The organism is Nocardia ninae NBRC 108245, assembly GCF_007990755.1.
GTDB lineage: Bacteria > Actinomycetota > Actinomycetes > Mycobacteriales > Mycobacteriaceae > Nocardia > Nocardia ninae.
In genome coordinates this window covers 82,042-102,354 of sequence record NZ_BJXA01000003.1, presented here as the reverse complement: position 1 = coordinate 102,354, position 20,313 = coordinate 82,042, and the positions used below count along the sequence as shown (strand labels likewise).

At 67.7% G+C, this 20,313-nt stretch carries 20 protein-coding genes and 1 pseudogene; 8 read left to right on the top strand and 13 right to left on the bottom strand.

The genetic code is table 11. The features are described from left to right. Nucleotides 1–67: 67 nt before the first annotated feature. From lnt to NN4_RS04200, 7 genes are all read right to left on the bottom strand, one after another. A complete protein-coding gene (lnt, locus tag NN4_RS04230) occupies nucleotides 68–1,795 on the bottom strand; it encodes an apolipoprotein N-acyltransferase (RefSeq protein ID WP_147128639.1) in 1,728 nt (575 codons plus the stop codon). Nucleotides 1,796–2,045: 250 nt separating this feature from the next. After that, nucleotides 2,046–3,641: an amidohydrolase gene (locus tag NN4_RS04225; protein ID WP_147128638.1), complete on the bottom strand. Its 1,596-nt coding sequence runs from the start codon at nucleotides 3,639–3,641 to the stop codon at nucleotides 2,046–2,048. Nucleotides 3,642–3,681: 40 nt separating this feature from the next. Continuing rightward, nucleotides 3,682–3,924, bottom strand: a complete 243-nt coding sequence (locus NN4_RS04220; protein ID WP_147128637.1) for a hypothetical protein — start codon at nucleotides 3,922–3,924, stop codon at nucleotides 3,682–3,684. Nucleotides 3,925–4,000: 76 nt separating this feature from the next. Next, nucleotides 4,001–4,483, bottom strand: coding sequence for an FxsA family protein (locus tag NN4_RS04215; protein WP_147128636.1), 483 nt, complete (start codon nucleotides 4,481–4,483; stop codon nucleotides 4,001–4,003). Between the two features lie 93 nt (nucleotides 4,484–4,576). After that, entirely contained in the window at nucleotides 4,577–5,992 is a 1,416-nt protein-coding gene (locus tag NN4_RS04210) for a vanadium-dependent haloperoxidase (protein ID WP_147128635.1), read from the bottom strand. 104 nt (nucleotides 5,993–6,096) lie between these two features. Continuing rightward, nucleotides 6,097–6,756: a response regulator gene (locus tag NN4_RS04205; RefSeq protein ID WP_147128634.1), complete on the bottom strand. Its 660-nt coding sequence runs from the start codon at nucleotides 6,754–6,756 to the stop codon at nucleotides 6,097–6,099. A 167-nt stretch (nucleotides 6,757–6,923) separates the two neighbouring features. Beyond that, nucleotides 6,924–8,099 carry a sensor histidine kinase gene (locus NN4_RS04200; RefSeq protein WP_186818254.1) on the bottom strand — a complete coding sequence of 392 codons (1,176 nt, stop codon included), beginning with the start codon at nucleotides 8,097–8,099 and terminating at the stop codon, nucleotides 6,924–6,926. 185 nt (nucleotides 8,100–8,284) lie between these two features. Here NN4_RS04200 and NN4_RS04195 point away from each other — a divergent pair, with 185 nt between their 5' ends. After that, nucleotides 8,285–9,052, top strand: a complete 768-nt coding sequence (locus NN4_RS04195; RefSeq protein WP_107660621.1) for a TSUP family transporter — start codon at nucleotides 8,285–8,287, stop codon at nucleotides 9,050–9,052. A gap of 135 nt (nucleotides 9,053–9,187) precedes the next feature. Here the strand turns inward: NN4_RS04195 and NN4_RS04190 are convergent, their stop codons facing one another. After that, nucleotides 9,188–9,832 carry a TetR/AcrR family transcriptional regulator gene (locus NN4_RS04190; RefSeq protein ID WP_234391070.1) on the bottom strand — a complete coding sequence of 215 codons (645 nt, stop codon included), beginning with the start codon at nucleotides 9,830–9,832 and terminating at the stop codon, nucleotides 9,188–9,190. A 174-nt stretch (nucleotides 9,833–10,006) separates the two neighbouring features. Here NN4_RS04190 and NN4_RS04185 point away from each other — a divergent pair. Next, nucleotides 10,007–11,489, top strand: a pseudogene (locus NN4_RS04185) (TldD/PmbA family protein). Then, entirely contained in the window at nucleotides 11,486–12,871 is a 1,386-nt protein-coding gene (locus NN4_RS04180; protein WP_147128633.1) for a metallopeptidase TldD-related protein, read from the top strand. Before NN4_RS04185 ends, NN4_RS04180 begins: the two are co-directional and overlap by 4 nt. A gap of 3 nt (nucleotides 12,872–12,874) precedes the next feature. Here NN4_RS04180 and NN4_RS04175 read toward each other — a convergent pair whose 3' ends face one another. Both NN4_RS04175 and NN4_RS04170 read right to left on the bottom strand, forming a co-directional pair. Continuing rightward, on the bottom strand, nucleotides 12,875–13,258 hold the full coding sequence (locus tag NN4_RS04175; protein WP_147128632.1) for a PPOX class F420-dependent oxidoreductase: 384 nt from the start codon (nucleotides 13,256–13,258) through the stop codon (nucleotides 12,875–12,877). 18 nt (nucleotides 13,259–13,276) lie between these two features. Continuing rightward, complete coding sequence (locus NN4_RS04170) at nucleotides 13,277–13,825, bottom strand: PadR family transcriptional regulator (RefSeq protein ID WP_147128631.1); 549 nt, start codon at nucleotides 13,823–13,825, stop codon at nucleotides 13,277–13,279. A 114-nt stretch (nucleotides 13,826–13,939) separates the two neighbouring features. Between NN4_RS04170 and NN4_RS04165 the strand changes: the two genes are divergently transcribed. Next, complete coding sequence (locus tag NN4_RS04165; protein WP_147128630.1) at nucleotides 13,940–14,662, top strand: DUF8817 family protein; 723 nt, start codon at nucleotides 13,940–13,942, stop codon at nucleotides 14,660–14,662. Between the two features lie 125 nt (nucleotides 14,663–14,787). On the opposite strand, the gene map is transcribed toward NN4_RS04165, so the two are convergent. Next, complete coding sequence (gene map, locus NN4_RS04160; RefSeq protein WP_147128629.1) at nucleotides 14,788–15,558, bottom strand: type I methionyl aminopeptidase; 771 nt, start codon at nucleotides 15,556–15,558, stop codon at nucleotides 14,788–14,790. Nucleotides 15,559–15,760: 202 nt separating this feature from the next. Here map and NN4_RS04155 point away from each other — a divergent pair, with 202 nt between their 5' ends. Continuing rightward, nucleotides 15,761–16,024, top strand: a complete 264-nt coding sequence (locus NN4_RS04155; protein ID WP_135231761.1) for a helix-turn-helix transcriptional regulator — start codon at nucleotides 15,761–15,763, stop codon at nucleotides 16,022–16,024. A 152-nt stretch (nucleotides 16,025–16,176) separates the two neighbouring features. Here NN4_RS04155 and NN4_RS04150 read toward each other — a convergent pair whose 3' ends face one another. Next, nucleotides 16,177–16,563 carry a PPOX class F420-dependent oxidoreductase gene (locus NN4_RS04150; RefSeq protein ID WP_147128628.1) on the bottom strand — a complete coding sequence of 129 codons (387 nt, stop codon included), beginning with the start codon at nucleotides 16,561–16,563 and terminating at the stop codon, nucleotides 16,177–16,179. A 249-nt stretch (nucleotides 16,564–16,812) separates the two neighbouring features. Next, complete coding sequence (locus tag NN4_RS04145) at nucleotides 16,813–17,976, bottom strand: epoxide hydrolase family protein (RefSeq protein WP_147128627.1); 1,164 nt, start codon at nucleotides 17,974–17,976, stop codon at nucleotides 16,813–16,815. A 197-nt stretch (nucleotides 17,977–18,173) separates the two neighbouring features. Here NN4_RS04145 and NN4_RS04140 point away from each other — a divergent pair, with 197 nt between their 5' ends. The 3 genes from NN4_RS04140 to NN4_RS04130 all read left to right on the top strand — a co-directional run bounded on the left by NN4_RS04140 (nucleotide 18,174) and on the right by NN4_RS04130 (nucleotide 20,221). After that, nucleotides 18,174–18,605: a hypothetical protein gene (locus NN4_RS04140; protein WP_147128626.1), complete on the top strand. Its 432-nt coding sequence runs from the start codon at nucleotides 18,174–18,176 to the stop codon at nucleotides 18,603–18,605. A gap of 248 nt (nucleotides 18,606–18,853) precedes the next feature. Continuing rightward, nucleotides 18,854–19,246, top strand: coding sequence for a VOC family protein (locus NN4_RS04135; RefSeq protein ID WP_147128625.1), 393 nt, complete (start codon nucleotides 18,854–18,856; stop codon nucleotides 19,244–19,246). A gap of 39 nt (nucleotides 19,247–19,285) precedes the next feature. Further along, on the top strand, nucleotides 19,286–20,221 hold the full coding sequence (locus NN4_RS04130; protein ID WP_147128624.1) for an esterase/lipase family protein: 936 nt from the start codon (nucleotides 19,286–19,288) through the stop codon (nucleotides 20,219–20,221). The last annotated feature ends 92 nt before the right edge of the window (nucleotides 20,222–20,313 follow it).

Here is a 20,313-nt window from a genome sequence, read left to right as displayed (position 1 = left end):
CGCTACATCACAATATGGCTACAGCTGCCACAGAAAATACCGAGTGTTCGGTCTGTATTCGGCCCGGTCAGGAAACGGGCTGCCCGATCCCGGGGCGCGGGGCAGCCGCGGTGTGCGCCCGCCGACGCCGAACCACGGCGGTTACGAGGGCGGCGGCGGTCAGCACGACGAAGACGACCTCCGGCGCGGGACCGACGCGAGTCGCGAGCGTGTTGCTGGTTCGCAACGGTAGATCGGCGACCAAGGCGGCGGGCACGAACTGCGGGGTCTCCTGCCGCACGCTGCCGTCGGCGGCGATGATCGCGCTCACCCCGGAGGTCGCCGCGACGACAAGGGCGCGGCCGTGCTCCACCGCGCGGATGCGCGACATGGCCAGCTGCTGGTAGGTCATCTCGCTGTCGCCGAAGGTCGCGTTGTTCGTCGGCACGGTGAGCAGCTGGGCGCCCGCGCGCATCGCGTCCTCGAAGGCGCGGTCGAAGGCGACCTCGTAGCAGGTCGCGACGCCGATATCGATGCCTGCGGCGTGCACCACGCCGTCGCCGTGGCCCGGCACGAAATATCCGGCACGGTCGGCGTATTCGGAGAACAGCCGGAAGAACGAGCGCATCGGCAGGTACTCGCCGAACGGCTGGATGATCTTCTTGTCGTGCCGCTCCCCCGGGCCCGCCACGCCGTTCCACACGATCACCGAGTTGGTCGTGGTGCGATCGCCGTTCACCAGCACCGCACCCACCAGGATCGGCGCGCCGATCTGCTCGGACGCCTCGGTGATCAGCGTCGCGGCGTCGGCATTGCGCAGCGGGTCGATATCGGAGGAGTTCTCCGGCCAGATCACCACATCCGGCTTCTTCGCCTGCCCCGCCTCGACCGCGCGTGCCAGTTCTTTCGTGCGGCGGACGTGGTTGTCGAGGACGGCGCGACGTTGCGCGTTGAAGTCGAGTCCGAGGCGCGGGACGCTGCCCTGGATCGCGGCGACGGTGATGGTGCGGTCGCCGCGATCCGGGTCGGGTAGTGCGGAGCTGAGGAGCAGACCGGCGACCGGCATGAGGACCGATGTGGCCGCGGCCGTGATCACTGCGGTGCGAGCGCTAGGAGTGTCTGCAATCTTCGAGGTCTGGTCGGGGGAATGGCTCGCGATGTCAGAGCTGCGCGCGGAAACGCCTTCGGCCGACGCGGCGTTATTCGACTCCAGGCGAACATCATCCGAACCGGTCGTGAAGTGACGCGGTTGCCGTGTCGACCACACAGCCGAAACCAGCGCCGCAGCACCGGTTCCGGTGAGGGCTACGGCGAAGCTGACCAGCGGTGCGCCACCGAGCGAGGCCAGGGACAAGAACCATCCGTCGGCCTGCCCGAAGGCCAAACGGCCCCAGGGGAATCCACCGAACGGAAAGCTGGACCGCGCCCACTCCGCGGTCGCCCACGCCAGCGCCACCCACAGCGGCCAGCCGGGCATTCTTCCCAGAAGCCGCGCCATCAGCCCGAACAGCCCGATGTACACCGCACATACCGTCGAAAGCGCCAGCCACGGCAGCGGTCCGACGTAGATCCCGGTCCACGGCAACAGCGGCACGAAAAACGCGAGACCGGCCAGGAGCCCGTACCCGAACCCACCGCGCAGCCGCCCGCTACCGCGCACCGTCAACGTGAGCACCGTAATGCCGAGCGGCGCAAGGAACCACCACGGTCGGGGCGGAAAGCTGCCGAACAGCAACAGCCCCGCCAGGATCGCCGACACCGACCGCCACAGCACGGGGTACCGATCCAGCGCAGCCGAGAGTCGTTCACGCACCACGGGTGGTTGCCTTTCGCTGCGGAACACCGGAGGCGAGCCCCGCTGCGTTAGCTCGATGGTCTGATGTCATCCCGGGCGCGCAGGATGTGGTCGCCGCACGCCGCACGATCCGCGCTGCGAATTCACGCTTCATGCTGGACCCAGCGCCCTACACCGCGACAGGGAGGTCAGCGCCACGCATCCCTGCTTGAAGCCGCACCTCCAGGAGGCAGCGGCATCAGGCCACGGCGGCGAAACCAGCACGGCGCGTTCACGACTCATGGATGACGACTCCGCGGTGCACGGTGCGCAGGCAGTTCGGCAAGGGGGCGTCCGGGCCCAGGGGTGGCAGGCCGGGGACACGGGATCTGGGGTCGGTGGACCAGCGTTGGACGGTGTCGGCGGCGGCCGCGACGACGAGTTCGTCGGCGTCCCATACCGCGTAGGAGGCGGGAGCTCCGGGGACTAGGGTGCCTGCGATGCCGTCGCGGACACCGCCCGCACGCCAGGCGCCCCTGGTAGCAGCAGCGAAGGCGGCGCGGGGAGACAGGCCGTGGCCGGGAGTGCGGTGGTTGACCGCGGCGCGGATGGCGGCCCAGGGGTCCAGCGCGGTGACGGGGGCGTCCGAGCCGATGGCCAGGGAGATGCCCGCGGCGGCCATGGCGGCGAACGGGTTCAAGGCGGCGGCGCGTTCGGCGCCGAGGCGGGCGGCGTACATACCGTCGGTGCCGCCCCATGCCGCGTCGAATCCTGGTTGGACGCTGGCGATTACGCCCCAGGAAGCGAGCTTGGCGATCTGATCGGGGGCGAGGAGTTCGGCGTGTTCGACGCGGTGGCCGCGGGCGGCGACGGCGGGGCCGCCGAATTCGCTGACCACGCGGTCGAATCCGGTGATGATCGCGTCCATGGCGGCGTCGCCGATCACGTGGAAGCCGGCTTGGATGCCCGCCTCGGTGCAGGCGCGCAGGTGGGCGGTGATGGTGTCGGCGTCGAGGTAGGCGCGGCCGGTGCCCGGGTCATCGGTGTAGGGGTCGCGTAGCCAGGCCGTGTGGGATCCGAAAGAGCCGTCTACGAACAGATCTCCGCCGAGGGCGTGCACCCCGAGTTCGGCGACCAGCGCGCGAGCCTCGTCCGCGCCGGCGACCGCTTCGCCCCAGTACGCCCGCACTTCCACGCCGTGCTGGAAGTCGAGCAGTTCGCGAATGTCGGTGCGGCCCGCGATTTCCGGTCCCCCGCATTCGTGCACTGCGACGACGCCGTGCGCGGCCGCGTGGTCCAGCGCCGCGGTCCTGGCCCGATCTCGTTGTGCCCGATCGAGTTCCGCGAGCACCGCGGCGCGCACCAGGTGGTGGGCGGTGGCCCGCACCGGCTCGCCCCGGGTGAAGCCGTCGGCGGCGGTGACCTGAGGCAAGGTGTCGAGCAAAGCGGAGGACACCACGGCCGAGTGCGCGTCCACCCTGGACAGGTACACGTGCCGTGCGCCTGCGGCCTTATCGATCTCCGCGATGGTGGGCGGGCGCCCCTCCGGCCAGGTGGTTTCGTCCCAGCCGTCGCCGAGGATCGCACCGGTGGGCTGCGCTGCGGCGAAGTCGCTCAGCAGTATCAGGCAGTGCTCGAGCGAGCGGGCCGCGGACAGGTCGAGTCCGGTGAGCTTCAGTCCCAGCGCGGTGACGTGCACGTGCGGATCGACGAAGGCCGGTGCCACGAACGCGCCGTCCAGGTCGATGACCTCGGCGTCCGGGTGCAGTGCGCGGCCCGGCTGTTCGGCGCCCAGCCAGACCACGGTTCCGTCGGTGACCGCCATCGCGGTCGCGTCCGGGGAACTGGAGCTGTAGAAGCGACCGCCGATCAGCAACTGGGTATTCACGAGGCACCAGTCTGCCGTATGCCTGTTTCAGGCGTTCAGGTCAGCCGTTCAGTACGGGGTGCGGCACCGTGTCCTCGGGGCACGCCAGCACCGTCATCACTTCGGCGAAGCGCGACGGCCCTGGATTCGAGCCGGATCGACACCCCGCTTCGATGGCGATCAGTTCCAGCCGCAAGGCGGCGGCGGTGAACCCGGAGATCGACTGTCCGGCAGCAACCGCAGCTTTCTTGACCGCTGCGGCTAGCTCCTCGCTCACCGTGATGGTGAGTTGCTCGGTGGCCATCGCGCCACCATAGCCCTGTTTCGCGCGGATCCCTAGCGCGCTGGCGTGCCTTTACTACCCGTTGGTAATCGCGAGACTAGGACTTGGTAATCGCGCGGTGCGCGTTGCCTTGCCCGTCGTCGTACCACTGCTGCACCACGACGCCGTCGACCACCTGATCGCCGTCGATCACCACGCCGCGATACGGAGCCGCGGCCGCCAGCTTGGCGAACCGGCGAGCGGCGAACGCGGTGAGCAGCGGACGCACCAGCATCCGGGTCGGCGGCAACAGCAGCAGCAAGCCGAACAGCGAGGTGACCAGTCCGGGCACGAACATCAGCACCCCGCCCGTCGCGACGAGCGCGCCGTCGGCGACCGCGGTACCCGGCGCGATCTCGCCGCGCCCGGCCCGGCGGAACTGTTCGAACACCCGCCGTCCCTGCGCGCCGACGAGCAGCATGCCCGCCGTCGACCCGGCGATCAGCAGCAGGATGGCGGGAATCACGCCGAGCCACTGGCCGACGGCGACCAGCGCGGCGATCTCGGTGACCACGTAGAGCACGAATACCAGGACGGGCATGGCGATCCTTTCGGACGATCTACTGGTTGCAACGTCCGACGGCTCAATTTTTCTCCCGGATCCGCCTGAGAGCCCGCTGAGATCCGGTTCGGGTCACTCCGGGCCGGCCGTCGACTTACGCATCCCGGTGTTGTAGATGTCGTTGGCGATGTCGAGTCCGAGGGACAGACCGCCGATGCCGAACAGGCGCGGCGCGAAATCGAATTCCCAGTGCACGCCGAGCCAGACCCGGCTGCGTCCGTTCTCCACGATCAGCTGCCAGAGGCCTTCGGGGAAGCTGCGGACGTGGCGCGGGCGCACGGTGCCGGTGTTGTCGGTGGTGACGCCGTTCAACTCGTCGGAGACGAACGTGAGGCCGTCGGCGAGATCGTCCGGATTCCGGTCGTCCTCGGCGATGTCGTAGAACCGCCGCGTGATGTGCAGCGCGGCCGCACCGAATGTCGCATGCCCGGAGGGATAGGCGGGAAAATTCGGTGTGAAATTCCGATTGGTCGAATTCGACGCCGGTGCGCCCATCGGCAACCAATCCAGCTGAGTATCGGTGCCGATGCCATTGTCGCCTTCGACGGCACCCGGCCCCATCGCCGGGGCGTGTTCCCGAATGCCGACCACGGGGCGCCACAGGTCGTACAGGTATTTCTGTTCCCACGAAAGGATTCCCGCGTCGGCCATGGCGACATTGACCAGCGCGAACAATCGCGCGTTCTCCTGCGTCGAATTGTTCCGGTTTTCGGCGACCGTGCGCACGATCTGGTTGTAGAGACGCGGCGGTGTGCCGATACCGTTCGCTCCGTCGTAGGCCCAGAACAGGCCGATCAGCGTCCGCTCCTCGGTGCGGCGCCGACGGTCCGGCGGGAGGCCCTCGATGAGGAACGAGGGCAGGGTGCCCAGCAGGTCGGGGGCGATCCCGGTGACTCGGACAATCCGTTGTGTCTCGAGGTACTCCGCGCCGTCGCCGTCGGGCGGTGGCGCGTTCCGGTGCCGTTCGGTGGCGGAGAACAGCTTGGATCGTGCGCCGTAGAACGGGCCGTGGAAGCCCTGACCAGGATTGAACGGGTCCACCCGATGGTGGAAGCGCTCAGGCGAGGGCTGGTATCCGGTGCCGCTCGCGTCGGGGTCGTCGGCGCGGTCGGCCAGGATCCGTTCGGCGACGAGGCGGCCGAACGCCAGTCCTTCGGCGACGCCAGGACCGCTGAGGCCCGCCTCGTCCCGCGCCTGATCAAAGGCCTCGCGCTGACGCGGGAACAACGACGTCAACGTCGCATGCGCCGCACCGGCCACCGCGGCATCGGCATTCGCGCCCGGTGGCGCGGGCGGTAGATCCGGGAGGTACGGCGGGTATTGCGCGCTGTCGCCGAGCACACCGATATAACCGTCGTACATCGCCAGATGCACGATCCCCAACGCCCGTGCACTGAGCGGCGGGCCCGTCTGTTCGTTGAAGCCGTTGCTGTGGCTGATGCGATTCGCTTCCAGCGCGACGGCATTCCAATAAAGAATAGAATCCATGACTTCCCCCTGAAGTTTGTACTGTTCAGTCCAGCACTCGAAGACTTCCGGGGACAGCCCGAAATGGTCGGGGCATCGTGCGTTTTGCTACGGAGTTCTGAGCATCAGCCGCCGGGGCGCACCAATCCGGTTTCATAAGCCAGCACCACAGCCTGAACCCGGTCGCGCAGACCGAGTTTCGTGAGCACCCGGCCGACATGAGTTTTCACCGTGGCCTCGGAAAGGAAGAGCTGCTCGGCAATTTCGGCATTCGAACGGCCCGCGGCGATCTGCTCGAGCACCTCGCGTTCGCGCGCGGTGAGCACCTCCAGGACACCGGGGTCGCGCATCCGCGCCGGGTCCTCGGCGATGAGCCGATCCAGCAGGCGCTTGGTCACTTTCGGCGACACCACCGCGTCACCGCCGGCGACACTGCGGATGGCGGAGATGAGATCCTCCGGCGGCGTGTCCTTCAGCAGGAATCCGCTGGCCCCCGCGCGCAGCGCACCGAGGGCGTGCTCGTCGAGATCGAAGGTGGTCATCACCAGCACCCGGCAGCCGTGGCCCGCGTCGACGATCCGCGCGGTCGCGGTCACCCCGTCCACCACGGGCATCCGCACATCCATCAACACCACATCGGGCCGCAACTCCGCCGCCCGGCTCACCGCGGCCGCACCGTTCGCCGCCTCCCCGATCACCTCGATGTCGGGGTGCGCACCGAGCACCATCTTCAGCCCCATACGCATGAGTTCCTGGTCATCCACAACGAGAACGGTGATCGGCACGCCCCCAATCTAACGTGCCACGACCACGCACCCGCTCGCCCGCCGCGTACGGTTCCGCCCGGCGCACCCAAATCTGGCGGCAGTTTCACGAGCGGCGGGCAATCCTGTGCCCGACGGGCGCGGCGGCCCGGCTGGTCGCGTAACGAGCGGAAGGCAGCGCGCCGCAACTACTCCGGCAGGCCGGGCTCCAGCGGGATGGTCGCGTGCACCCGCCAGGCACCGTCGGCGGCGCGGCCGGTTTCCAAGGTGCCGCCGAGGACCGCGATGCGTTCGCGCATGCCGACCAGCCCCATGCCGCCGCCTTTGATCCGCATGGACGGCTCGTCGAGCGGGACACCGCCGGTGTCGCTGATGTCGATGGTCACGTCGGTGTCGCGGCGGCGAATCTGCACCCAGGCCTTGGGGTGCGGGCCCGCGTGCCGCAGCGTGTTGGTGAGTGATTCCTGCACGATGCGATGAACGCCGAGGCTGACTTCGGGCGCGATGTCGTCGAGTTCACCGGTCAGCTCGAGCTCCACGGCCAGGCCGGTGCCGCGCATCATCTCGACCACCCGCGCCAGGCCTGCGGTCCCGTGCTGCGGCAACTGGTCGGGCGCGTGTTCGGTGCGCAAAAGCGCGACGGTTCTGCGTAATTCGCGCAGCGCCTCTCGACCTGTGCTCGCGATGGTGCTGAGGGCTTGCTCGGCCGCGTCGGGATCGCGGCGCAACGCGTAGCGGGCTCCGTCCGCCTGCACGATGATCACGCTCACCGCATGTGCGACCACGTCGTGCAGTTCCCGCGCGATCCGGGTGCGCTCGGCGGAGACGGCGTCGTGGGCGCGTCGTTCCTTGTCGTAGTCGGCGACCGCCAGCCGCGCCGCGACCTCGGTGTCGTAGGCGTGCCGCGCCCCGATGAATTCGGCCAGCGTCCAGCACAACGCGAAGAACATGATCGTGAAGATGATGTCGCTGGCAGGCTTGAGAATGTCGGCCGAGTACGACAGCACCGTGTCCGCGACCAGACCCGCCGCAAACCACAGCCCCTCGCGCCGCCCGACATAGGCGACCAGCGTGTACAGCATGATGCCGAGGCTGAACAACGTGATGTGCTCGACCTTTTCGTCGCCGACCACGTACTGCACCGCGCTCGCGGTGAACGACAGCAGCAACGACGCCACCGCCATCGCCCGCGGATACACCCGCCGGAACACCACCGGAACCGGCAAGAACAACCCGATAGCGAGCGAGGCGACCTTGTGCTCCGCGTTGGCGGCGCCGAGGATCTCGAGCACCAACAGGACAATCGCCAGCATCGAATCCGCAACGATGGGCTTCCCACGAAGCCACAGACTGAACCGGCGCACGCCCTCAGCCTAGGTCGACCGCGCGGTTTCGCCTGGCACCCGCCCCGCGCGACGCGGTCCGGAGCCGGGCGCACCACGCCGCGGAACCTCCGCTCGGGGCGGCCCGAGCCGAGTCGGCCGCCTCGCCGAGCCGCACACTGGACTGCTCACTGGTCTTGGATATCCGATCTGGTTGGCTCACCGACGTGCAGATCGGTGATTGGGCAGTTCTTTTGACGGCAGCGACGGCCGCGGGCTGGGTGGATGCGGTAGTCGGTGGCGGCGGACTGATCATCCTGCCGACGCTGTTCCTGGTCGCGCCGACCATCACACCGCAAACTGCGCTCGGCACCAACAAGCTGGCGGCGGTCGCGGGCACCGGCGCCTCGGTGGTGACCTTCGCCAGGAAAGTGCCGTTGCGCTGGCGAGTGCTCCTGCCCGCGGCCGTGATCGCCGCGGTCACCGCAGCTATCGGCGCCGCCGCGGTGTCACTGATCGACCGTGAGCTGTTCATCCCCATCGTGATGGTGGTGCTCGTCGCCGTCGCCGTGTTCGTCACGCTGCGCCCGTCGATCGGTGTCACCCTCGCCACGCACCCGCCGACGCGCCGCAAGTTCATCCTCACCATCGCGCTGGCCGCCGGCCTGGTCGGCCTCTACGACGGCCTGCTCGGTCCCGGCACCGGCACCTTCCTCATCATCACCTTCGCCACCCTGCTCGGCACCGAGTTCGTCCGGGCCGCCGCGATGGCGAAGGTGATCAACTGCGGTTCCAATGTCGGCGCGCTGATCTTCTTCGGCGCCACCGGCAACATCCTGTGGGCACTCGGCGCGGCCATGGCGGTCGGCAATGTGGCGGGCGCGATCGTCGGCTCGCACATGGCGTTGCGCAACGGCGCGAAGTTCGTTCGCGTCGTGCTGCTGGTGGTGGTCGTCGGGATGGTGATCCGGTTGGGGTGGCAGCAGTTCGGTTGAGCAGCCCAAGGTTTCAACCGGGTCGGCGGGCAGCAACCCGGCTGATCAACCCCCGCCTTCAGCCGGTTCGGCTGGCAGGAACCCGGCTGATCAGCCCCCAGGTTTCAACCGGATGGGCCGACAGCGGCCCGCTGATCAACCCCGAGTTTCGACCTGGGAGGCGAGCCACGGCTTGAGCACCCGCGAGGTCGTCTCGTGGATGCGCCGGTGCAGCCGCTCGCCGTCCTCGGCGCCGTTCAACGGCTGCTGGAACAGCACGGTGAGCGCACCCGAGACGGCACCGACGACCGCGCCGACCAGCGCCGCGGCCCCGACCTCGTCCAGTTCGGCCGGAAACGCCACGTGTAGCTGACGGGCGATCTCGCGCTGCGCGACCAGCTGCGCGTGCGCGGCCCGACCACTCACCGAGGGCACCGTGCGCGACACTTGCGCGCGCAGCGCGGCGATCCGTGCGTTCAGATCGTCGACGAGATGCTCGCCAGGGTTGTCACCGGCCGCACGCAAGGCTCGCAGCAACACCTCGACCGGGCGCTCCCCCGGTCGCCTGCTGCCGATCGCAGCCACCGCGGCCCGCACGCGCTCGTCCGTCTCCGGGAAAAGTAGCTCTTCCTTGCTGGCGAAGTAGTTGAAGAAGGTGCGGGTCCCGACATCGGCTACCGCGGCGATGTCGGCCACCGTAGTTTCTTCATAGCCTCTCGTCTCGAACAGCTGTACGGCTGCCTCGAGCAGCGCTCGGCGGGTACGTTCGCGTTTACGGTCACGAAGGGCGGATGGCGGCACGCGGGCACAGTACGGCATTTCGCGAGGCAGACGCGGTAGGCGCTGGTTTCGCGCGTGCCGTTGCCGCCGCCCACCCTCCGTTCTTTCACGCTGCGCCACTGTGCATTACGTGCTGGTTTGCATGCGCTGCAAACTCGCACGGCGTGTAATCCCGGTAGGCGCAAGTCCTCTCGGATGGAACCGACTAGGTTGGACCGGGTGAGCATCGCGACTTCCAAGGATGTGGACGCCGAGTTCCTCGACCTTCCACTGGCCGCGCTGGCCGAGGCCGCGTTGACCGCGGCGAAGGCGGCCGGCGCCCACCACGCCGACCTGCGGGTGCATCGGCTGGTCACCCAGTCGATCCGGCTGCGCGACGGGCGGGTCGAGTCGATCACCGACAACGCCGAGCTCGGCTTGGCGGTCCGGGTGATCGTCGACGGCACGTGGGGCTTCGCCTCCCATGCCGCACTGACCCCCGCGACGGCGGTGGAGGTGGCCCGCCGCGCGGTGACGGTGGCGACGACCTTGCGCGCGCTCAACCGCGAGCGAGTCGAGCTCGCCGACGAGCCGATCTACGACAACGTGCGCTGGGTATCGGCCTACGACCTGGATCCGTTCACGGTGCCGACCGCCGACAAGGTCGATCTGCTGCAAGACTATTCGGGCCGCCTGTCCAGCGCGGACGGCGTCGACCACGTCACCGCGTCGGTGCTGCAGGTGAAGGAGCAGACCTTCTACGCCGACACCGCGGGCTCGTCCATCACCCAGCAGCGGGTCCGGTTGCACCCGCAGTTGGAGGCGACCACCGTCGATTCCTCGGCGGGCGTGTTCGAGACCATGCGCACGCTGGCGGCACCGGTGGGTCGCGGCTGGGAGTACGTCACGGGCGCCGACGGTCACCCCCGGCCCGACCGATCTCGTGATCGACCCGACCAACCTGTGGCTGACCATCCACGAATCCATCGGCCACGCCACCGAATACGACCGGGCCATCGGCTACGAATCCGCCTACGCGGGCACCTCGTTCGCCACACCGGACAAGCTCGGCAAGCTCCAGTACGGCACGCCGATCATGCACGTCACCGGCGACCGCACCGAGGCGCACGGCCTCGCCAGCATCGGCTACGACGACGAAGGCGTCGCCGGGCAACGCTGGGACCTGGTGCGCGACGGCATCCTGGTCGGCTATCAGCTGGACCGGGTCTTCGCGCCACGCCTGGGCCTGGACCGCTCCAACGGCTGCTCCTACGCCGACTCCGCGCACCACGTGCCGATCCAGCGGATGGCGAACGTCTCGCTGCAACCCGACCCCGAACGCGACACCAGCACCGCCGAACTCATCTCCCGGGTCGACAACGGCATCTACATCGTCGGCGACAAGTCGTGGTCGATCGACATGCAGCGCTACAACTTCCAGTTCACCGGCCAGCGCTTCTTCCGCATCCGCGACGGCAAGCTCGACGGCCAGCTGCGCGACGTCGCCTACCAGGCCACCACCACCGACTTCTGGGGTGCCATGGAAGCCGTCGGCGGACCGTCCACCTGGCAGCTCGGCGGCGCGGCCAACTGCGGTAAGGCCCAACCCGGCCAGGTCGCGGCGGTGAGCCACGGCTGTCCGTCGGTGCTGGTGCGCGGCATCAACATTCTCAATACCCGGACGGAGGCGGGACAGTGACCACCCTTATCCCCGCGGGCGAGGTCGTCGAACGCGCGCTCGCCCTGTCCCAGGCCGACGAGGCGATCGTGCTCGTCACCGATTCGCACGACGCGTCGCTGCGCTGGGCCGGAAACTCGATGACCACCAACGGATCCTCGGTGTCGCGTGGGTGGTCCGTTGTCTCGATCTTCCGCGACGAGGCCGGCGCCGCGCGCGTCGGCACCATCGGCTCGACCAGCGTCGACCCGGCCGAGATCGAAGCAGTCGTGCGCAAGAGCGAAACGGCGGCACGCACCGCCGAACCCGCCCGCGACGCGATGCCGCTGCTGGATTCGGACGTCCCCGCCGACGATTGGGCCACCGCCCCCGGTAGCACCGACATCGAGGTGTTCACCGATCTCGCCCGCGACCTGTCCGCCGGTTTCGACGGCGGCGACCGCCTCTACGGTTTCGCCCACCACACCGTGCAGACGATCTGGCTGGGTTCCTCGACCGGTCTCCGGCGTCGCTTCGTGCAGCCCACCGGTTCGGTCGAGATCAACGGAAAGCGTGGTACGGGAACCGATCTCGCCAGCGCCTGGGTCGGCGTCGGCACCGCGGACTTCACCGATGTCGACGTGCCGGGCCTGCTCACCGAGCTGTCCCGGCGACTGGACTGGGCCAAGCGCAAGGTCGAGCTGCCCGCCGGCCGCTACGAGACCTTGATGCCGCCCTCGACCGTCGCCGATTTGATGATCTACATGCACTGGGAGATGGAGGGTCGCGGCGCGCACGAAGGCCACACCGCGTTCTCCCGGGCCGGCGGCACCCGAATCGGCGAGCGGCTCACCGACATTCCGCTGACGCTGCACTCCGACCCGAAGGCCACCGGACTCGAGTACTGCCCGTTCGTCGCGACATCCTCGTCGTCCCAAGCGGTCTCGGTCTTCGACAACGGCATGTCCGCGGATCGGGTCGACTGGGTGCGCGAGGGCGTCATCCAGTCGCTGGTCTACCCGCGTGCCGCCGCCGCCGAATTCGGCACCGCCCCTACGGTTCCCGGCGACAACCTGCTACTCACCGGCGGTTCCGGCGCCACGCTCGACGAGATGATCGCGCGCACCGAGCGCGGCCTGCTGCTCACCACGCTCTGGTACATCCGCGAGGTCGACCCGGCCAGCCTGCTACTCACGGGGCTGACCCGAGACGGCGTCTATCTCGTCGAGAACGGTGAAGTTACCGCGGCGGTCAACAACTTCCGGTTCAACGAGAGTCCGCTGGATCTGCTGCGCCGGGTCACCGAAGCGGGCGCCACCCAGGTCACGTTGCCGCGCGAGTGGAAGGACTGGTTCACCCGAACGGCCATGCCGCCCTTGCGCATCCCCGACTTCCACATGTCCTCGGTCAGCCAGGCGACCTGACGATCAACCGGGGAAGGTGATCTCGACGGCGACGGTGCCCTTCTTGCCGCGGCGCAGGTTGCTGCCGAGGATGGTGATCGGACCCATCAGCCAGTACTTGCGCATGAGCAACTTGCGCACGCGATCGGTGCCGGCCTGGTCGAGGATGCGCCCGGTGCCCGTGACCACCTCGCCGTGCGGCTTGCCGCGCACGTTGCACGGCTGCACGGTGACGTCAGGGTTGCGGCGCAGCCGCTTCACCTTCCAGCTGTCGGTGACCGTCCAGACGTAGAGCTTGTCGCCGTCGGCGACCGCCCACACCGGTGTGCCGACCGGCGTGCCGTCCTTGCGGAACGTGGTCAGCAGAACGTAATCGGAGGTGCCGACGGCCCCGAGCGTGTTGGTCATGCACGCAGCGTAGGCGTTCTATTCGGACATTCGGTATTCGCCCGCTTCGAGGCGTGCCACCATACCGTCGGTCCAGCCCGCGAGGTTGCCGAAGACGCTGCTCCACAGTTCGAGCAGGTCCGTCGCGTGCGGCGGCTCGCCGCGGCCCGGGAAGTCGGGGATCATCTCGAGCAGGCCGGTGCGGACCTCCTCGCTGCGGCGGCGCTGTTCGCGCAGCTTCTCGATGACGTGCGCGCGGGGCAGCGCGTCCATGAACGCGATGCCCGCACCGAGTTCCTCCATGTCGATGCTGACCAACGCCTCGTCCATCAACTTGCGGAACTCGGCCTCGCCCTCGTCGGTCAGCTGGAACAGCGTGCGGCCGGGGCCTTGGCTGCTGCCCTCGGTGCCGTAGGCGCTCAACTTGCCTTCCTGGGTCAGCTGTTTCAGCGCGTGATAGATCGAGCCCGGCTTCACGTTCGTCCACGTTTCCGCACGCCAGGACAGCAATTCGCGCCGCACGGCGTAGCCGTAGGTGGGCTGACGCAGGCGCATCACCCCCAGCACCAACAGGCGCACAGCCGACATCGGCGACCTCCTTCAGATAGGAATTTTCTACAGTAGTCAAACTTGACTTCCGCCTCGTGACCGCCCTAACCTTGAGTAGTCAAAATTGATTACCGCAGGTAGTGGGAGGCTTTCATGGGCGACACGGCAGTACCGGTGATGTGGGGCGGCAACTTGGCCGAGACGCTGGCGTTCTATCAAGCCTTGGGATACAAGGTGACCTACGAGCAGACCAAGCCCTACGCCTTCGGCGCGGTGGAACGCAACGGCTACGATTTGAACTTCTACTGCGACGCGAAAGACACGCGCAGCGCGGAAGACATCGAGGCGGCAGGCTGCCTGGTCATGGTCGACGAGGTAGCGCCCCTGCACAAGCAGTTCAGCGCCGCGCTCCGCGAGCACCTCGGCCGCATTCCGATCAAGGGCATACCGCACATCAGCCGATTCCGTCCCGGCCAGACGCGCTTCAGCGTCACCGATCCGAGCGGCAACAGTGTCACCTATATACAACGCGACGAGCCCGACTTCGAGTACGGCGGATCACGGGAACTACAAGGGCTGCAACGGGTTCTGGACAACGCGCGAATCCTGCGATTCTCCAAAGAGGACGACGAGGCGGCCCGCAAGACACTCGAATCCGGACTACGCCGCTTCGCCGCCACCGCTTCGGTGCTCGACAAGGCGCACGCGATGGCCGAGCTCACCGAACTCGCTGTGGCGATGGGCAATCCGGAGCGGGCGGCCGAATTGCGCAGCGAGATAGCGGGACTGGAGTTGTCCGACGAAGAGCGTGCCGAGATCGCGGAGCATCTCCAGATCGCGGCCGACTTGGAGCAGTGGTTGGCTGACGCCGAGTAGTCGGGATCGGCGCCGGTGGTCGGCGTGGCGCGTGCCGGCCACCGGGTGGCATCGGGCCACCGAGTAATCGCGTCGGCCATCGAGGGCCGACAAGGGCGCGGCGCGGCCGTCGAGGGGTCGGGGCGTCAGCCTCCGAGGCGGGTCAGCACCTTGGGAACATCTTCAGTGATGGCGATGGTGTGTTCGGAGTGGGCGGTGCGGGAGCCGTCGGCGGAGCGCAGGGTCCAGCCGTCCGGGTCGGTGACGATGCGATCGGTGGTGCGGGCGAACCAGGGTTCGATGGCGATGGTGAGGCCGGGGCGCAGGCGATAGCCGCGGCCCGGCTTGCCCGCGTTGGGGATGTGCGGGTCCTCGTGCATGGTGCGGCCCAGGCCGTGGCCGCCGAACTCGGTGTTCACCGGGTAGCCGTAGTCGTGGGCGACGGCGGAGATCGCGGCGGAGATGTCGCCGATGCGGTTGCCCGGCAGCGCGACGGCGATCGCGGCGGTGAGGGCTTCCTCCGTTGCGCGGATCAGGCGGAGGTCTTCCGGGGTGGCCGTGCCGACCGCGATGGTGGTCGCCGAGTCGGCCACCCAGCCGTCGATGCCGACGGCGAGGTCCATGGTCAGTACGTCGCCGTCGCGGAGCGCGTAATCGAACGGAAGTCCGTGCAGCACAGCATCGTTGACCGAGAGGCAGACGGTGTTGCGGAACGGGCCGCGGCCGAAGGACGGCGAGTAGTCCCAGTAGCACGACTGCGCGCCGCGCTGTCGAATCTTCTCGCGCACATGGGCTTCCAGCTCCAGCAGGTTCACGCCGATGCGGGCGCGGTCGCGCAACTCCCCCAGCACCTCGGCCACGAACTGGCCCGTCACCAGCATGCGATCGATCTCACCCGACGTCTTCAACTCCACCATCAACAAACCCCAATCTCGGTATTTTAATACCACCCTAACGTATTCGGTATTTTAATACCAACTCGCCCGTCGTTGCTGTTCTTCCCATCTCGAGCGGGGTGCCCCAATCCGGGTGAGAACATTGTTAGATGCGCATATCTACGTAGGAACATGCCTCATTGAAGTCTTGCGGTATTTAAATACCGTCTCTACCCTGTCCCACATGGTCCGTCTCCCGTTGACTCCGGCTCAAATCGACGCCGGCCGCCGCCTCGGCACCGCCCTGCGCGCGGCCCGCGCCGATCGCGACCTCACCGAAGTCGCCCGCGCGGCAGGTATCTCACCGGAAACCCTCCGCAAGATCGAGACGGGCCGCCTCCCCTCCCCCGCCTTCGGCACCGTCGTCGCCCTGAGCCTCGTCCTGGATCTCCCCCTCCAAGACCTGGCCGACACATGGCGCGCCGCCGGCCTAGCCGAATCCGCCTGACCCAGGTCCCGTCCCCCGACAGGTTTCATGATCAACGGGACACGGTGGCGCCAAAATTCGAGTGAGCCCGCCCCCATGTCCCCTCGAGGCACGGTATCCAACGATTACGGGACGTGGTGGCGGTAGATCCCCGCCGTGCCACGGGTCAAGCACTACTCGCCGGGTCGAGGGGTGATGGCGAGTCCAACAGATGCCTCGGCCCCGCGGAACAGCTTGTGCGACTTGACGGCCAGCGTGCCGATGATGCCGTACTTGCGGGAAACCAGGTCACGTACGCGTTGAGTGTCCTCGGCGTCCAGGATCGTCGCGGTCCCCGCGAGCACCTCGTCGCCTTTCGGACGACCACGCCCATCGGACTGCTGCAACGTCACGTCGGCATTGCGTCTGATGCGCTTGACCTTCCACGTCTTCGAGTTGGTCCATACGACGATCCGGTCGCCGTCCGGCGCCACCCACACGGGCGTCCCCACCGGCGTGCCGTCCTTCTTATAGGTGGTCAGCAGCGCGAACCTGCTCGCCCCCAGCTCTTTCCATGTCATAGCGAAAACAGTAGGCCGCCGAGCCGGGCGCGACATCCGCCCACAGGCAGAATTCCGTCGTACGCGCGGCGACGTATCGCTGCGCCGGAAGCCGGGATACAACCACCAGCGGAGCGCCCCAACGCGCGACCCGCCACGACAGGCTGACGCATTTCGGCGCCGAGCGCTCCTGGTGCGCTGTACGCACCCGCGCCCGCCGAACGCCCCACGCGAGCGGGGTGCGCCGGGCCGCGCACCCCGCCCCACGACTCACCCTCGATACTTGCGGAAGAACGTCCGCACATCTTCGAGAAACAGCTTCGGCTGTTCCAACGCCGCGAAATGTCCGCCCTCGGCGTACTCGGTGAAGTGCTCGATGTTGCCCTCCGGGTTCATGACTCGGCGCATCAGCGGACTCGTGTTGAACACCGCCATACCCTGCGGGACGCCGGACGGCATCGTCCACCCCATCCCTGAATGCGCTGTCTCCCAGAGGAACTGGGCGGCCGAGGCACCGCTTCGGGTGAACCAGTAGATGCTGATGTTGGTCAGCAGGGCGTCGCGGTCGACCGCTTCGCCGGCGGGGCGCGCCGGATCGGTCCAGACCTGGAACTTCTCGGCGATCCACGCCAACTGCGCGATCGGCGAGTCGGTCAAGGCGGCGGCGATGGCATTGGGCTGGGTCGATTGCAGCACCAGGTAGCCCTTCTGCTCCGCCCATTGCGCTTGCGCGGCATGGATCTCCGACAGTTCCTCGTCGGTCAGGCCGGCCGGAATCGGCAGCTGCTCACCGACGAGTCCGAGCGAACCTTGATCGCTGTTGACGTGCGTGGCGAGCACCCGCTCCGGGTAGAGAGCGGCCAACCGCCCGGTCACCCCGGCACCCACATCCCCGCCTTGCGCGACGAATTTCTCGTATCCGAGCCGAGTCATCAACTCCGCGAACGCCTCCGTGGTCCGCGCCAACTCCCACCCTGCCGCAGCCAGCGGCGTCGAGAACCCGAACCCCGGCAGCGACGGAATCACCACATGGAACGCATCCGCCGAATCACCGCCGTGCGCAACCGGGTCCGTCAACGGCCCGATCAGGTCCAGGAACTCGACCACCGATCCCGGGTAACCGTGCGTGATCAGCAGCGGCACCGCTTCCACTTCCGCCGAGCGCACATGAATGAAATGAATTGTCTGCCCGTCGATCTCGGTGGTGAACTGGTCGTGCGCGTTCAGCTTCGCTTCCTGCGCCCGCCAGTCGAAGCCGTCGCGCCAGTACTGCGCCAACTCCGCCAGGTAGGCGGGCGCGATGCCGCGGCGCCAATCGTTTTCGGTCCCCGGCACCGGATGCGGGATCCGTGCGTGCGCCAGCCGGTCGCGCAGTTCCTCGAGCTCGGCCTGGGGGATGTCGATACGGAAGGGGCGGATGTCTGTGTTCGTCATGGGAACTACCCTCGCGGGCATTGCGGAAGACTTGCTTCCGCAATACAAAATTCAGTCAGATTCTTCGAGGTTCGGCCAAAGCGAAACCTCAGAGCGACTGCCAACGGCTGCCCCCACAAACGGCGCTCCCAGGAGAGCGGCCCCATCGATAGGCTCGGGCGACGGCCACAATTCGTTGTGACTCGAAAGGACTCCTCATGCTCCGATCACATAGGTCCGCCGCGGTCGCGATATCGGCGATGGGCGCGATGACTGCCGCGCTGGTGCTGACGAGTTCCGCCGCACCTGCCGCGACCACGGCTTTCGAAGTTACGCCGGGGGATCCGCCGACCTTCGTCACGGACTGCGCTTACCCGGCGCGGGTGACGACCGAGCCCGGCGCCTACATCGTTTTCTTCGACAGCCAGAGCGGCCAGTTCGATCCACCCAACGCGATCAAAGCCGACGGCAGCGGTGACGTCATCGCGAGGTGGACGCCGCACTACCCCGGTTTGCACATACTGCACGCCGTGGCGATCGGCGCCGACGCCGTGCCGATCGACGGCGGCGAGCAGACCATCGAGATCGAGGTCACCGACAGCGGGAGAGGATGCGCCCAGACCTTCCCGATGCTGATGGATCACGAATAGTACTGGCCCCAACCGGTATTCCAGCGCCGCTGTCGGCGCGGGAGCCGCCTCAGCCCGACCTGCAGACCAGTGTCATTCGCCAATCATTAGCTGATTCGATCTCCACGAGTCGGTAAAACGGCGCCCCCAGCGGGCCGCCTGGGCAAATTCCACAAATTTCCTGAGCGGATCTCTAGGAATCTCACGCTAGCTACTATATGGTAATCCTTCTTACCAAATAGCTGGAAGTTACCCAGAGGAGGAGACGCATGCACTTCGGTGGAATGACCCTGATGGTGAACGACGTGGACGCGACAGCGACCTTCTACGAGCAAGCTTTCGGACTCGACAAGGTATTCGCCGACCCCGACGGCACCTTCGTCGTGCTGGGTAAGGGCGTCTGGTCCCCGGGACCGTCGACCGCGAGTCTCACGATCGAACACTGGAAGAAGATCGAGGACTTCGCGGAACCCGGCCCCGCCAACGCTTTTCGAGTCTTCCTCGAGACCGCGGACGTGGACGACGCATACCAGAACGCACTCGCCGCGGGCGGGCACGGCGCCCTGGAGCCGACGACCCGCCCGTGGGGGCAGCGGATCGCGGTGATCCGCGACCCCAACGGCGCGATCGTCGAGATCGGCGCGCCGGTCGAATACAGCTGAGCGCCGGGTACGGCAGTCAGCGAAAGGAAGTAAGCAGCAATGCGTCGACTCATGGTCCTCACCGCGGCGGTGGCCGCCGCCGTCCCCCTGGCCCTCGGCAACGCGTCCGCCGCCCCGCTGCCGGTGCCATATTCGTTGGCGGCCATGGTTACCGAGAGCCTGACCATCGAGCCACCGGGCGCACCACCCGGCGCGAACGACTGGGGCTGCGTCCCCTCGAAGGCGCACCCGACACCGGTCGTCCTGGTGCACGGCCTCAGCGGCAACGGCGAAAACAGTTGGCAGACTTTCGCTCCGCTGCTGGCGAACGAAGGGTACTGCGTCTACGCGCTGACCTACGGCGTCTATCCGCAGGATCGTGGCATCGTCGCGGGCATCGGCGGCCGCGCACCCATCGATGAATCCAGTTCCGAATTGCGGCGATTCGTCGACCGGGTACGCACCGCGACGCGCACCGATCGCGTGGATCTGCTCAGCTGGTCCGAGGGCACCCTGGTCAGCGCGGCATACCTGCAATACCTGGATGGTGCGGCGGCCGTCGACAAGGCGATCAATCTCGCGCCGATCTGGGCCGGCACCGCCATCACCGATCCCCTGGACTCACCGCTGACGTTGCTGGGCCTGCACGGCGATCTGTACCAGTCGCTGGATCCCACCTGCGCCGCCTGCGCGGAGCTGCGGACCGGATCCGACTTCATCAATCGGCTGCAAGCCAGTGGCGTCTACGCGCCGGAAGTCCACTACACCAACATCGTGACCACCACCGACATCCAGGTGCAGCCCTACACCAGCGGCGTGCGGGTCGCGCCGAACGCGACGAACATTGTGCTGCAAGACATCTGCCCGGTGAACTTGTCCGGCCATCTCTCCGTCTCGGTCGATCCCACGGTCACCGCACTGGCCCTGCAAGCCCTCGATCCGAGCACCGCGCGTCAGATCCCTTGCGCGCCATCGCAGGCGCCACCCGGTGTCTAGCCCGAAACGCACTGCGGGGGCCTCAGCACATCGCTGAGGCCCCTGCGGTCGTGCCGACCAGTGTCCGAGTGATTTCCTCTGGGCCCCGGCCT